The sequence below is a fragment of the Rothia terrae genome (assembly GCF_012396615.1).
Lineage (GTDB): Bacteria > Actinomycetota > Actinomycetes > Actinomycetales > Micrococcaceae > Rothia > Rothia terrae.
The window spans coordinates 251,650-264,846 of record NZ_JAAXPV010000001.1 but is presented as its reverse complement, the minus strand read 5'-3'; the positions used below and the strand labels follow the sequence as shown (position 1 = coordinate 264,846).

General features: G+C 53.0%; 12 protein-coding genes. 6 read left to right on the top strand and 6 right to left on the bottom strand.

Features of this window, described 5'->3' with window-relative positions; translation table 11 throughout:
• Nucleotides 1–17: 17 nt before the first annotated feature.
• Both HF984_RS01155 and HF984_RS01150 read right to left on the bottom strand, forming a co-directional pair.
• On the bottom strand, nucleotides 18–695 hold the full coding sequence (locus HF984_RS01155; RefSeq protein WP_168613840.1) for an AAA family ATPase: 678 nt from the start codon (nucleotides 693–695) through the stop codon (nucleotides 18–20).
• A gap of 87 nt (nucleotides 696–782) precedes the next feature.
• Nucleotides 783–3,002 carry an NADP-dependent isocitrate dehydrogenase gene (locus HF984_RS01150; RefSeq protein ID WP_168613839.1) on the bottom strand — a complete coding sequence of 740 codons (2,220 nt, stop codon included), beginning with the start codon at nucleotides 3,000–3,002 and terminating at the stop codon, nucleotides 783–785.
• Nucleotides 3,003–3,139: 137 nt separating this feature from the next.
• On the opposite strand from HF984_RS01150, the gene HF984_RS01145 reads away from it, so the two are divergent.
• From HF984_RS01145 to HF984_RS01130, 4 genes are all read left to right on the top strand, one after another.
• The gene (locus HF984_RS01145; protein WP_168613838.1) at nucleotides 3,140–3,499 is read left to right on the top strand and encodes a DUF488 domain-containing protein; all 360 of its coding nucleotides are present in this window, start codon (nucleotides 3,140–3,142) and stop codon (nucleotides 3,497–3,499) included.
• Between the two features lie 2 nt (nucleotides 3,500–3,501).
• Nucleotides 3,502–3,921, top strand: coding sequence for an NUDIX hydrolase (locus HF984_RS01140; RefSeq protein WP_168613837.1), 420 nt, complete (start codon nucleotides 3,502–3,504; stop codon nucleotides 3,919–3,921).
• Nucleotides 3,922–4,343: 422 nt separating this feature from the next.
• The gene (locus tag HF984_RS01135; protein WP_168613836.1) at nucleotides 4,344–5,222 is read left to right on the top strand and encodes a VOC family protein; all 879 of its coding nucleotides are present in this window, start codon (nucleotides 4,344–4,346) and stop codon (nucleotides 5,220–5,222) included.
• Between the two features lie 126 nt (nucleotides 5,223–5,348).
• Nucleotides 5,349–7,331, top strand: coding sequence for a S9 family peptidase (locus tag HF984_RS01130; protein ID WP_168613835.1), 1,983 nt, complete (start codon nucleotides 5,349–5,351; stop codon nucleotides 7,329–7,331).
• Between the two features lie 92 nt (nucleotides 7,332–7,423).
• Here HF984_RS01130 and HF984_RS01125 read toward each other — a convergent pair whose 3' ends face one another.
• On the bottom strand, nucleotides 7,424–7,852 hold the full coding sequence (locus HF984_RS01125) for a DUF805 domain-containing protein (RefSeq protein ID WP_168613834.1): 429 nt from the start codon (nucleotides 7,850–7,852) through the stop codon (nucleotides 7,424–7,426).
• Between the two features lie 93 nt (nucleotides 7,853–7,945).
• Nucleotides 7,946–8,617, bottom strand: coding sequence for a DUF805 domain-containing protein (locus tag HF984_RS01120; RefSeq protein WP_168613833.1), 672 nt, complete (start codon nucleotides 8,615–8,617; stop codon nucleotides 7,946–7,948).
• A 110-nt stretch (nucleotides 8,618–8,727) separates the two neighbouring features.
• Between HF984_RS01120 and HF984_RS01115 the strand changes: the two genes are divergently transcribed.
• Together HF984_RS01115 and HF984_RS01110 are read left to right on the top strand one after the other, a co-directional pair.
• Complete coding sequence (locus HF984_RS01115) at nucleotides 8,728–9,387, top strand: pyroglutamyl-peptidase I (RefSeq protein WP_168613832.1); 660 nt, start codon at nucleotides 8,728–8,730, stop codon at nucleotides 9,385–9,387.
• Between the two features lie 128 nt (nucleotides 9,388–9,515).
• Nucleotides 9,516–10,856: an MFS transporter gene (locus tag HF984_RS01110; protein WP_168613831.1), complete on the top strand. Its 1,341-nt coding sequence runs from the start codon at nucleotides 9,516–9,518 to the stop codon at nucleotides 10,854–10,856.
• Here the strand turns inward: HF984_RS01110 and HF984_RS01105 are convergent.
• Together HF984_RS01105 and pgi are read right to left on the bottom strand one after the other, a co-directional pair.
• Complete coding sequence (locus tag HF984_RS01105; RefSeq protein ID WP_168613830.1) at nucleotides 10,853–11,323, bottom strand: DUF805 domain-containing protein; 471 nt, start codon at nucleotides 11,321–11,323, stop codon at nucleotides 10,853–10,855. The two genes, HF984_RS01110 and HF984_RS01105, sit on opposite strands and share 4 nt — an antisense overlap.
• A 126-nt stretch (nucleotides 11,324–11,449) precedes the next feature.
• On the bottom strand, nucleotides 11,450–13,129 hold the full coding sequence (pgi, locus tag HF984_RS01100) for a glucose-6-phosphate isomerase (RefSeq protein WP_168613829.1): 1,680 nt from the start codon (nucleotides 13,127–13,129) through the stop codon (nucleotides 11,450–11,452).
• Between the last annotated feature and the right edge of the window lie 68 nt (nucleotides 13,130–13,197).

Here is a 13,197-nt window from a genome sequence, read left to right as displayed (position 1 = left end):
GCGGGTTATCGCGCAGGTCAAGACGTGGCGGGTTTTGCATACAGGTTTCCGGCGGCCGCTGAGCGTGTATGGGCGGGTGTTTGCGGTGGTTCGGGGGTTGGTGTTTTATGCGGCTGGGAGGACTTTTGAATAAGCCTCTTTGAAATTTCATTATCACATTCCTCGATATTGCTGGGCATTTCAGAGCGGACGTCATCAATCTTGATACTATGTGTTAAGCAGATCTTATTGAGGTTTTTCTCCTGGGCTGTTTTATTTTTTTTAATTATCCCTTCTAATTTATTGATTTTATCAATTTTAATAGAAGCATTAACTGAATTTTCACCTAGTGCAAATGTTAGGAGATTTTTTCGATTTTCGGCGCTAATTTCTTGACCGTTATAGATGTTTTTCTCAATAAATCTTGTGTTAAAAATGTGAATATCAGAAGATATTCTATTTCTCCAAGAGTTATTAGCAAATATTGTTGCAGGAGTTGTATCGTGCTGTATTTTTATCAGTGGATTTTCGTTGCTGTCGATTGTCTTTCTAGTTGATATGATTGATGTTTTGGAATCTTTATGAGATTGGAAAATGTCGGTAAAAGTTGTCTTTCCTTTTCCGTTTTCTGCGTATACAATGTTGATTTTTTTTAAATCGCTATATTTAGCTTTTTTGAATAGTCCAATGTTGTTAATTTCAATGTCCGTAATCATTTTGTTTCCTATACTATGCTGGGCTTTCATACTCCCGTATGAAGGCCCAGCCACTTTGCTTTTATTTACTTGTAAAGGCCGAAGCTTTTACTTCAGCCCCTCCACAATTTCATTGAGGGTCTCACTCGGACGCATCACGCCACTTGCCTTTTCATCAACGGGCTTATAATAGCCGCCGAGATCAGCCGCGGAGCCCTGCACGCCGAGCAGCTCAGAAACGATCTGCTCTTCCTTCTCATCCATAGCCTTAGCCACCGGCGCGAACTTCTCAGCCAAACCAGCGTCCGCGCTCTGCTTTGCCAGCTCTTCAGCCCAGTACTTAGCCAGGTAGAAGTGTGAGCCACGGTTGTCGATCTCGCCGACCTTGCGTGAGGGGGACTTGTTCTCGTTCAAGAAGGTACCGGTGGCAGCGTCCAGGGTGTCTGCCAGAACCTGAGCCGAAGCATTGTCGTACTTCTTCGCCAAGTGCTCGAAGGACGCCGCAATCGCCAAGAACTCACCCAATGAATCCCAGCGCAAGTGGTTTTCTTCAACCAGCTGCTGAACATGCTTAGGTGCAGAACCACCCGCACCGGTCTCGAACAGGCCGCCACCGTTAATCAAGGGAACAATGGAGAGCATCTTCGCTGAGGTGCCGAGCTCCAAAATCGGGAAGAGGTCGGTGTTGTAGTCACGCAGAACGTTACCGGTCACCGAAATGGTGTCCTCACCCTTGCGGATGCGGTCGATTGAGAACTGGGTTGCGTCCTCGGGTGAGAGGATGCGGATATCCAGACCCTCGGTGTCATGCTCGGGCAGGTACTGCTCAATCTTCTTGATGAGGTTAGCATCGTGTGCGCGCTTTTCATCCAACCAGAAGACTGCGGGAGTCTTTGAATCGCGTGCGCGAGTTACCGCCAGCTTAATCCAGTCCTGAACGGGGATGTCCTTGGTCTGGCATGCACGCCAAATGTCACCTGTTGAAACTTCGTGTTCAATCAGAACATCGCCAGCGGAGTTTACAACCTGAACCTTACCGTCAGCAGCAATCTCGAAGGTCTTGTCATGTGAGCCGTACTCTTCAGCCTTCTGCGCCATCAGACCAACGTTAGGAACGGTACCCATGGTGGTGGGGTCAAACGCGCCGTTCTTCTTGCAGTCATCAATGACTATCTGGTAGATGCCAGCGTAGGATGAGTCGGGCAGAACTGCCAGGGTGTCCTGCTCAGCGTCGTCCTTGTTCCACATGTGGCCGGAGGTGCGGATCATCGCGGGCATGGAAGCGTCCACAATAACGTCTGAGGGAACGTGCAGGTTGGTGATGCCCTTAGCGGAGTTCACCATTGCCAAATCGGGGCCGTCCGAGAAGCCCTTTTCGATGAGCGCATGAACGTCGTCCTGAATATCCGCAGGTAGGGTGCTGATGCCGTCGAGAATTGCAGCCAGACCGTTGTTGCCGTTCAGGCCAGCTTCTTCAAGAGCCTTACCGTGCTTCTCAAACAGTTCTGAGAAGTAAGCACGTACCACGTGGCCGAAGATGAGGGGGTCTGAAACCTTCATCATGGTTGCCTTCAGGTGCACGGAGAACAGCACGCCTTCTTCTTTGGCACGAGCAATCTGAGCCTTCAAGAACTCATCAAGCTTTGCTGCATCCAGGTAGGTGCCGTCGATGATTTCACCCTTGAGAACCGGCAGTGATTCCTTGAGGACGGTCTCGGTGCCGTCAGCTGCAACGTGCTTGATGACGAGGGTATCATCCTGCTCAAGAATGACTGACTTCTCGTTGGTCTTGAAGTCGTGGACGCCCATGGTTGCAACGTTGGTCTTCGAATCAGCTGACCAAGCACCCATCTTGTGCGGGTTCTTGCGAGCGTAATTCTTTACTGACAGGGGAGCGCGGCGGTCTGAGTTACCCTCCCGCAGAACGGGGTTCACCGCTGAACCCTTAACCTTGTCGTAGCGAGCGCGAACGTCCTTGTCCTCATCAGTCTTAACTTCGTCAGGGTAGTTGGGCAGGTCGTAGCCCTTTTCCTGAAGTTCCTTGATGGCTGCCTTGAGCTGCGGAACGGATGCTGAAATGTTGGGAAGCTTGATGATGTTAGCTTCGGGCTTCTTTGCCAGCTCGCCAAGCTCAGCCAAAGCATCGGGCTGACGCTGTTCTTCGGTCAGGCGCTCCGGGAACTGCGCAATAATGCGACCTGATAGTGAGATGTCGCGAGTTTCAATCTCGACGCCCGCGCTGGTGGCAAAAGCCTCAAGAATCGGCTTGAACGAGTAAGTCGCCAGCAGCGGCGCTTCGTCAGTGTGAGTGTAAATAATCTTTGCCATGTAAGGCCTCTCCCTTGAGATAAATACGGGCAGTGTCAATAGTTACATTACCCGATGTGCCACCCCTCACTAAAAAATGTTGCGTTGTAGGGTGGAGATAAGACGTATATGACGTTCAACCCTCACAAGGAGTTCTCATGAAGATCACCGTTCAGCGAATCTACGATGATGCGAGCACCGGTAGCGCCCTGCGCTGGCTGGTGGATCGCGTGTGGCCGCGCGGCGTGGCAAAAGAGGACGCGGCGCTCGATGAATGGGCGAAAGATTTAGCGCCCAGCACCGACCTGCGTAAATGGTTTGACCACCGTGAAGACCGCTTCGAAGAGTTCTCAGATAAGTATCGGCACGAGTTGGACGAGCGCGATGAAGCCGGTGAACTCATCGACCAGCTAAAACAGTCGAAGAAAAAAGAGCTGGTACTGCTCTACGCCGCCAAAGACGAAAAGATTAACCACGCAGTTGTCTTGCGCGACTACCTGAAAGAACAGCTGAAATAAACATGCGTGTTATCGAAGTAAGCGCCGTCGTTTTTGTCAATGAGCACAACGAAATTCTGACGGTGCGCAAACGCGGAACCACCGGCTTTATGATGCCCGGCGGAAAACCAGAGCCGGGGGAGAATCCCGCGCAGACGGGCGTCCGCGAAGTATCAGAAGAACTTGGCCTTGAACTGTCAGAAGATAGCCTGTTCAAAGTGGGTATCTTTCAAACCGCAGCCCTCAACGAGCCCGACATGCTGGTGCGAGCCAACGTCTTCATGGCACCGCGTCTTGACCGGAAAATATTGGACGCCCTGAAACCCTCTGCGGAAATCGACGAGTTCCGCTGGGTGCAGCCCGGCGCATCTGACCATGAAAACCAGGCACCGCTCAACCTGGAATATATCTTCCCGGCGGTGGCAAGGATGCTTGAAGACTAGCAGGTTTTGATTGGCTAGTTGAGCATGCCGGCGGTATCGAAACATTATCATCAACTGCAGGTACGGACGCAGAGTATGCAGTCGCCAGCAGTCCCTCTCATGGGCTCGCGAAAACTCGCTGGTTCTGAACTTTTTCGCGCTCGCCCATGATTCACGCCAGTCCCGATGCCAGCTGGCGACGTGCATACCTGCGTCCTTGTACTGAGCGTGGGTGCGCCAGGATGCTGTAGTCAACTTCCCATAAATGCCAGCCCCAAGCCAGTTGACTACAGCATCCTGTCTGCGCTGTTGTCTGTATTTATAAGAACCGCATTAGAACTGACACAAAAAATAGATTCCTTGGAAAGTTTTTCTTGACATTCAAAATAGTTTACTCGTAAAGTAATTCTTGTTCGTGAAATAGACCAAGAAAGAAGATAGCCATGAACGTTCTCGATAAACTTCCCGCACAGACAGACATGGGCGCAGTTCGCTTGCGCGTTCGCGATATGAAGGCTGTCTACGACTTCTACACCACCGGTGTTGGTCTGCAAGAAATCCCGACCGACAACAATGAGACCTGGTTGGGGTTGGGGGATAAGCTCATTCTTATTCTTGAGCACGATGCGACGTTGCGTCACCCCTCACGCACTGAAGCTGGTCTTTTTCACGTAGCAGTTCTGTTTGATAATCCGCATGATCTCGCGCTGTCATTGGTGAGCACCCTGGCTCGTTACCAGGAGCGTTACACCGGTGCCGGTGACCACCTGGTGTCCGAAGCGTTCTATTTCGCTGATCCTGAAGGTAACGGCGTTGAGCTTTACCATGACCGTCCTCGTGAGCAGTGGCAGTGGAACAACGGTCACGTGGCGATGGATACCCTCTATATTGATCCCGTGGCGTTTATTAAGAAGCACGCCACTGATGAGGAAATCGGCAAGACCATTACCGAAGGGCCGAATCTGACCGGTAAAGTCGGCCACGTGCACCTGCAGGTGGGCGATGTTGAAACCGCGCACAAGTTCTACGTCAAGGCTCTCGGCTTTGATGAGACTTCACGCTTTGGTTCGCAGGCGCTGTTCGTTTCAGCGGGAGGCTACCACCACCACATGGCGATGAACACCTGGAACTCGGCCGGTGCGTCACCGCGTCAGAAGACCCTCGGCTTGGGGGTTGTAAACCTGACTGTTCCTGAGGGGCAGACCATCGAAGCTGTACGCGATCGCCTCAAGTTCTCGGGCATCGAATCAAACAATGAGGGCTCGGCACTGACCTTCCTAGACCCCTGGAATAACAGCATCCGCTTGACTGCAGCTGCATAAAACTTCTTCCTGAGTGCTCTCTATAGGGCGCCGTAACATCGTGACATTCTGGTCATCTGCGATGTTACGGCGTCTTTTTTCTTCCGGTTCTTTACCTTCAAATGTGACCGCCATTATGTTTGAAATATGACTGATTTTCTCAATAATCTGATTTCTAAACCCCGCGTGACGTCGCTGGTTGCTAACCGCGCTGGCGATGCCGTACTGAACGTTAATTACCTTGCCAAAGACGGCAATAAATATCGTTCGCAGCTATGGCAGGTCGCCGAGAGCGGCAACGAACTCGCAGAGCCGTATGCACTGACCTCACTAGATTCCAATGCAAAACTCCAGGTGCTGGTTGACAACGGCGATATCTATTACACCCTCGATAAAGACGTTGATGGCGCCGATTCATCCAGTGAAAAGGGCGTGTGGAAGCTGGGTTCTCGTGGTGAGCCGCAGTTGGCGCTGAGCTTTCCCGGTGGCATTGATGAGCTTCAGGTGCGTGAAACTACCAACGGTACGCGCCTGATTTTCACCGCCACCGCTATTGGTGATGACCTTGAGCAGCAAGCCAAAGTTTTGGATGCGCGTGAAAAAACCGGTGCCAGCGCAGTTCTCTATGATTCGTTCCCCACACGATTTTGGGACCACGATAATGGGATCGGGTCAACAGCGCTCTATGTTTTTGACGGCGATAAACCACGCAGAATCCAGGGATTGCCCGATGGAAAACTAGAGGGTTTTGAGGTTTCACCGGATGGCTCGTCCGCCCTCATTACCGTTGGCGCTGTTCTGCGTGGCATCCACCAGCGTTCCAGCGTCTACCGTATTTCTTTGGGGCAGGACGCGGCACCGCAACTGGTTGCTGAAGCCGATGAGAAGCACAGCTTTGACGCGGGTTCTTTCAGCCCCGACGGTTCACAGGCTGTTATCTACAAGAACCGCATCTGGCTACCGGGGCAGAGCCTACAGGTTACGGCTCACACCTATAACTTGGATACCGGCGAGTTCACCGCACTTGCCGAGAATCTTGACCGCTGGCCCGGTGACATTGTCTGGCTCGATAACCAGCGTTTTGCTTTTGCTACCGATAACCTCGGTGCGGGCGCGGTTTTTGTGGGTGAAATCGGTGGGGATACTCATCAGCTCACCACAACAGATCGCACTTATTATGCGTCCTTGAGCGTTTGCGACGGCAAGCTGGTGGCACTGCGTAACTTCATTGACCGCGCATCCGAGCCTATCGTCATCGACCCTCAAACCGGTGTTGAGACTGAACTGCCTTCACCCGTTGAACGCTTTGTGGCGCCCGGACGCATCGAGCAAGTCAAAACCACTGCTGAGGATGGCACCGAAATTACTTCATGGCTAGCGCTGCCGCGTGAATCTGCAGGCAAGCATCCGCTGGTAGTCTTCGCCCACGGTGGGCCGTGGGGTTCGTGGAATTCTTGGACGTACCGCTGGAACCCCTGGGCGCTGACTGAACTCGGTTACGCTGTTTTGTTACCTGACCCCGCGATTTCATTGGGGTACGGCCAGAAGATGCTCGACCGCGGTGGAGACGCTATCGGCGATACTCCGTACACCGATATTCTTGCCTTGATTGACGCTGCGTCGGAGCGCGAGGACATCGACGGCAACAACGCTGCTTTTATGGGTGGCTCCTACGGTGGCTACATGACCAACTGGGTAGCCGGGCACGCCGGGACTCGCTTCAAGTGCTACGTCACCCACGCCTCCCTTTTCAACATGGAAAACATGTACTTCACCACCGACAACGGCAGCTGGCACGAATGGATGTACGAGCACGAAAACGGTCAGCGCAACACCTACTCACCGCACCAGCACATTGAGAATGTTCAAGCACCAATGCTGGTGATTCACGGCGATAAGGATTACCGCGTGCCGATTGGAGAAGGGCTGGCGCTGTGGGCGTCCTTGCAACGTAATTCACCGGAGCTCGGCCACAAGTACCTGTACTACCCGGACGAGGGACACTGGATTCTCAAGCCCGAGAATTCGCGCATCTGGTATCAGACCGTGAGCGCCTGGCTGAACCAGCACCTTCGCGGCGAAAATTTTGAGGCACCAGAGAACCTGGGCTACACCGCCTCTGCCTCATAAATCATACTGAAATACGTCAGAACCCTTCATGGTAAGCCTTTATAAGACTCTTTCATGAAGGGTTCTCGCGTATATGCCTTAGTGGGACGCGTCTAATCGATAATTCCCTGTTTAGCGTTAAGACGGCGGCGAATTAGGGAGATGAACGGGCCGATGTTCGCCATAATCCACAGGGGAACCAGCCAGTACATCAGCATGTAAACCGTGCGCACGAGTGAGGACGCGGTGCCGTTGGTGACCATATCGCCCATGGCGCTCATTGCCGCGGCCAAGAGTACGGTGACAATAGCGACCCAGAGCATAGCCCACCAGAACTCTGAAGCTGATGCACCGCCGCGTGAGTTCCAATAGTTACCGTAAAACCGGCGGATTGCACCGGGCAGGGAGACGCCGTGTGCAGGAACTGCGGCGGCACGAACTTCTGAATCGGTTTCTTCATCATCGTAGATGCCGTCGATGTTGAGGGCATCCGGGGTGTCGTGAAGTTCTAAGGGCTCATGGTGCAGATGTTGTTTGCTCACCTGACCCATTGTGCCAGAAATCGTGTGCCATCAGCACAGTGATTACGGTCCCGCAGAAAACTACGAGACCGCTTGATAAATAACACCGAAGAATTACGGACGCTTGTAATCCACGGGCTTGTCGTACTGGTAACCGCTGGGGCTAGAAGGCATGATGCTCATGACGAGCGGAACGATGCCCAGCCCCACAAAGTTCAGCAGGTATAGCCAGCCGGGGAAACCCGCATCCTGCAGGCGACGCCATCCCAGCGCGAGGGTAGTGACGGTCTGGACCAGCCCGAGAACCAGAACCAGAATGTAGACAAAGAAGAAGGAGCCTACAAACCAGCCTTCCGAGGCGGTCAAGGCTTCATCGGGGGCGCTGGTTTCCATGGTGGCAGCCTGTCCAAAAAGAACCACAGCGGTAATGAAAACGAGACCAAACATAATGAGCGCCCACAACAGCGCTACCCACCAGAACTCTGAGCGAGATGCGCGACCAGAAAAGTGGAACATATTGTTCTTCCACTTCTTCAAAGCCTCACCGAAACCGACGTGGGGGCGAGGCTGAGAGAGTCCATAGCCGTTGGTGTGCCCAGCGGTGTTGCTACCGTATGCCGGGTTGGTGTACATCGAGTTGTTGTAGTTGGACGAGCGGTCTTCATAAGCGTTGCCGTAGGTCGGCGGCGTCTGAGAAACCGGGTGATTCGATGAGCCCGAAGTGTAGTTGCCGTACGGGTTGCCCTCGCTGTTGTTCTGCGGTGAGTATGGGTTAGGAGAAGTCATGAGACCGATCTTTAGGAAAATGTGTGAGTACTTTCGTAAACATTCTGTCAGAAAAACGTTCTTACAGCGGTATTACAATGGGTAAATCCTGTTGTATGAAGGGGAATGACATGACGAAACTACTCATCACATATTTCGGTGCTTTTGAGGGTGTAGAAAAGAACCCCACCCGTGAGATTGCTGAGAACGTGGGAGGGGCACTAGCTCACACGCATCCGGATGTTGACGTTACCCTTCATGAATTACCGGTCAGTTTTGTAGGCTCATCGTCAGAGCTAACGCGGGTTCTGGCTGAAACATCCGCCGACGCTGTGCTCAGCTTAGGCGTAGCGGTGGGACGCGAAAAGATCAGCATCGAACGAGTTGCTATTAACCTTGACGACGCGCGCATCGCTGATAACGACGGAGACAAAGCGCAAGACCGCCCCATCCGTCCCGATGCACCTGCCGCCTACTTCACCCGCTTGCCTTATCGTCACCTAGTCACCGAGATGACCGCGCAGAATCTTCCCGTTGAAATCTCAGATACAGCTGGCACTTTCGTGTGCAATCACGTCTTTTACGAGCTCATGCACGCGCTCGCGTCCACCGAGATTCCCGGCGGTTTTGTGCATATTCCAGCCACGCGTCCTGACACTGAAACCGCGTCTCATGCAGCGAACATGACAGCACATCCTGAGACCGGAGGCATCGAAGGACGCGAAGTGCCAACACTGCCAGTGAACACGGTCAGCAATATCGTGCAACGCATAGCTGAGGCTATGGTTTGATGCTGCTGGGTGAGACCGTTACTAAGCTAGGTTTATTGACAGCCACGCCCCGCTTAATAAACCTTCTAATGAGGGACGATGACGCTAATCTAGGCAGTAGAAACGATGGATGAATCGAAAGAACTGCTATGACATCATCAATTTCCAAGAAGCAATCAAAGCTTCCTGTTTTCCTCCGCAAAGGACGCGTGAGTGGCTATCTCACCGTTGCGATGGCTGGACAGCTTGTGTACTCGTCTTTTGAAGCTTTCAAGGGTTCCTTGATGGTTCCGCTGACTAACGCTTTAGGCATTGGTATTGACCAGTTCGGTATTCTTATGGGCTGGCTCGGAATCGCAATGTTCTTATATGTGCCCGGTGGCTGGGCCAATAACCGTTTCACGATTCGCTCCATTCTGATTGCTTGGGGAATCTGGCGTATGCTGACGGCTCTGGCGCTCTATCTGGTTCCAGATTTATCGTTCAATATGATGATTGCCATCGCCATTTCATGGGGTGTTTGGGACGCTATCGGGTGGCCCGCTGTTGTTAACGGCGTTGCTTTCATGTCTCAGGATTCCGATAAAGAAGGCCGCGGATTGGCTATGGGGCTGCTGGAATCTATCCGGCGCGGCGCCGAATTCGTGATGAACCTAGGCATTGTCGGCTTATTGGCGGTTATGCCGGATAACGCCGATACCGTGATGACTGTTATGGGCGTGCTCTATTCCTTGCTTGTTATCCCTCTTATTTTCTGTTTGTTGCGTTTTGTCCCGAAGAACGCGGTTGCAGGTCAAGAAAAGAATGGAGCGGAAGAGCCCGAAGAAAACGCCAATATTGCAGCCCTCAAGGGCTTGTTCAAAGTATTGGTTTTGCCTCGTGTGTGGCTGGCAGGTCTGGCGGGACTGTGCGTGTACTGGTGCTATGTCAACCTTGTCTACTCATCGGCGCCTTATCTATCGCTTGTCTTCAAGGCATCAGACGCGGTATCCGGGGCATTCGGTATTTTCAACACCGGCTTGGTGGGTATTTTGGCGGGGCTGATTTCTGGCTTGCTCGCTGACTACCTCTTCAAGTCCTCGACCCGTATGCTCGGCGTTGCGCTTATCGTTGTGGCACTGGGCACGGGGCTTGTATATCTACTGCCTGCGTCCACGAACATGTGGCCTGCGATGCTGTTGCTCATAGTGATGGCGTTTGGCGTCTTTATGGGCAAAGCCGTTATTCTGGCGCCTATCGCTGAACTACATCTGCCGGAGCAAATCAATGGGTCGGCAATGGCAGTGGGATCCTTCTTGGTCTACGCGTCTATTTTCTGGGCTAACCCCATGACCTCAAGCATCGTAGAAGCCAACCGCGAACACGCCCACGAAGGGTATCAGCAAATCTTCCTGATGACGCTTGTGATCGCCCTCGTCGGTGCAGCATGTGCCTTTGCACTAGACCGAGCAAATGCTCGCGTGTTGTCAAGGCAGAAGGTGCAGAGCTAACGCTCCTGCGTTAGCGAACCCGGGTGCGCGTAAGGTGTTTTCTCGGGTAGCGCGCAGAGAATCAGAACCACCATCAGTCCCGGCGGGATCATGCAGAACCAGAAGACCCAGCCCGGGGTGCCAGCATCCTGTAATCTGCGCGCACCCAAGCCTGCGTTCAGCACTGTGAATAAAAGCCAGAAGAGGCCGTAGCAGGTCACTATCCCAAACCAGACCTGAAAAGCGCGTTCTTCCCAGATACTACCGGTTTGAGCTGAAGGCGGGTTAGCAGCTAGAGAATGTAGGGTATATATCCACACCGCCATAGCCACGATGTCTACCACAATCCACGCCGCTAGCCACAGTCCAATCACTTTCCAGAACTCAGAGCGGCTGGCTGTTCCTTGAAAAACAAAGAGGTTTTGACGCCAGCGACTCAGAGCGGTCTTCACGCTGACTCCCGGGCGGGCTACAAGGTGATTCTTCATCAGTACATTCTTTCAATGACAGGCCAGCACCAGCACTGGCGAATATTATTAGCTTTAGTGCGAGCATATACAAAAGGCGAGTACCCGCTGAGGGTACTCGCCTTTTGCTGTGAAAGAGCGCAAATATTACTTGCGGTTATTCAGGTAGAAATCAACCAGACCCTGGGTCGATGAGTCCTGCTGAGCCAGAACTTCACGGTCGCCAGCAACAGCCGGTGCCAGTTCAAGTGCTAGCTTCTTGCCGAGCTCAACGCCCCACTGATCGAATGAGTCAATACCCCATACAACACCCTGAACAAAGGTGATGTGCTCGTACAGTGCAATGAGCTGACCCAAAACTGACGGGGTCAGCTTGGACGCCATAATTGAGGTGGTCGGGCGGTTACCGGTGAACACGCGCGCCGGAACAATAGCCTCATCGGTGCCTTCAGCACGAACCTCGTCGGCGGTCTTGCCGAAAGCAAGTGCCTTGGTCTGTGCAAAGAAGTTAGCGAGGAAGAGCTCGTGAACGTCCTGCTCGCCATCCTTAGCAGGATGCACGGGGTTAGCGAAGGCAATGAAGTCCGCCGGAATGATGCGGGTACCCTGGTGAATCAGCTGGTAGAAAGCGTGCTGGCCGTTGGTACCGGGCTCGCCCCAGAAAACTTCACCGGTTGAGGTGGTCACGGGTGAGCCGTCCATGCGAACGCCCTTACCGTTTGACTCCATGGTCAGCTGCTGCAGGTAGGCGGGGAAGCGGTGCAGGTACTGATCGTAGGGGAGTACCGCGTGGGTTTCAGCACCGAGGAAGTTGACGTTCCAAATGTTCAGCATGCCCATGAGAGCCGGAACGTTCTTTTCGAACTCGGTGGTGCGGAAGTGCTCGTCCATGGTGTGGAAGCCTGCGAGGAAGTCCTCGAAAACGTCCTTGCCGAAGACGATAGCCAGCGAAGTACCGATAGCTGAGTCAACGGAGTAGCGTCCGCCCACCCAGTTCCAGAAACCGAAAGCGTTCTCGGGATCGATGCCGAATTCTGCAACCTTATCCAGCGCGGTTGAAACCGCTACGAAGTGCTTTGCAACTGCTTCGGAGTCTTCCTTGCCTTCTAACGCGCCAGCCTCGCGAAGAGCGTTCAACAACCAAGCGCGAGCCACACGAGCGTTGGTGAGGGTCTCGAGGGTGCCGAAAGTCTTAGAAGCCACGATGAACAAGGTGGTTTCGGGATCAAGATCAGCTACAGTCTCAACCACATCGGTGGGGTCAATGTTCGAAATGAAGCGTGCTGACAGGCCCTCCTGCTTGTAAGGCTTGAGGGATTCGTAAACCATGACGGGGCCAAGGTCTGAACCGCCGATACCGATGTTAACAACGGTTTCAATCTTCTTGCCGGTGATACCCACCCATTCACCGCTGCGGACGCGATCAGCGAAAGCGTAAATTTTCTTGAGCACGGCGTGAACGTCTTCGTCCACGTTCTGACCGTCGACAACCAGCTCGGGAGTCTTACCTTCGGGGCGACGCAAAGCAGTGTGCAGTACGGCGCGGTCTTCGGTGATGTTGATGTGCTCGCCAGAGAACATTGCTTCGGTGTAGCCCTTGAGGTTTACAGCCTCAGCGAGCTTGCCTAAAAGCTCAATGGTCTCATCGGTGATGAGGTTCTTGGAAAGATCTACATACAAATCGCCCGCGGTATGAGTGTGCTTGGACGCGCGGTTGGCGTCAGCATCAAACCACTGGCGAAGATCGGGAGTCAATGAGTCGTGGTGTTCGTTCAGTGCCTTCCACTCGGGTGTGGTGGTGGCATCTACTAGCTTTGATGAATCCATGTCTCTATTGTCACTCTAAAACGCACACAAAACCACCTGATTTCTACTTAAACCGAGAAGAAAAGGTG

What these genes read in the sequence shown, in the direction of transcription:
- HF984_RS01155 (WP_168613840.1), bottom strand. Translation starts at nt 695, where the DNA reads ATGATTACGGACATTGAAATTAACAACATTGGACTATTCAAAAAAGCT.
- HF984_RS01150 (WP_168613839.1), bottom strand. Translation starts at nt 3,002, where the DNA reads ATGGCAAAGATTATTTACACTCACACTGACGAAGCGCCGCTGCTGGCG.
- HF984_RS01145 (WP_168613838.1), top strand. Translation starts at nt 3,140, where the DNA reads ATGAAGATCACCGTTCAGCGAATCTACGATGATGCGAGCACCGGTAGC.
- HF984_RS01140 (WP_168613837.1), top strand. Translation starts at nt 3,502, where the DNA reads ATGCGTGTTATCGAAGTAAGCGCCGTCGTTTTTGTCAATGAGCACAAC.
- HF984_RS01135 (WP_168613836.1), top strand. Translation starts at nt 4,344, where the DNA reads ATGAACGTTCTCGATAAACTTCCCGCACAGACAGACATGGGCGCAGTT.
- HF984_RS01130 (WP_168613835.1), top strand. Translation starts at nt 5,349, where the DNA reads ATGACTGATTTTCTCAATAATCTGATTTCTAAACCCCGCGTGACGTCG.
- HF984_RS01120 (WP_168613833.1), bottom strand. Translation starts at nt 8,617, where the DNA reads ATGACTTCTCCTAACCCATACTCACCGCAGAACAACAGCGAGGGCAAC.
- HF984_RS01115 (WP_168613832.1), top strand. Translation starts at nt 8,728, where the DNA reads ATGACGAAACTACTCATCACATATTTCGGTGCTTTTGAGGGTGTAGAA.
- HF984_RS01110 (WP_168613831.1), top strand. Translation starts at nt 9,516, where the DNA reads ATGACATCATCAATTTCCAAGAAGCAATCAAAGCTTCCTGTTTTCCTC.
- HF984_RS01105 (WP_168613830.1), bottom strand. Translation starts at nt 11,323, where the DNA reads ATGAAGAATCACCTTGTAGCCCGCCCGGGAGTCAGCGTGAAGACCGCT.
- pgi (WP_168613829.1), bottom strand. Translation starts at nt 13,129, where the DNA reads ATGGATTCATCAAAGCTAGTAGATGCCACCACCACACCCGAGTGGAAG.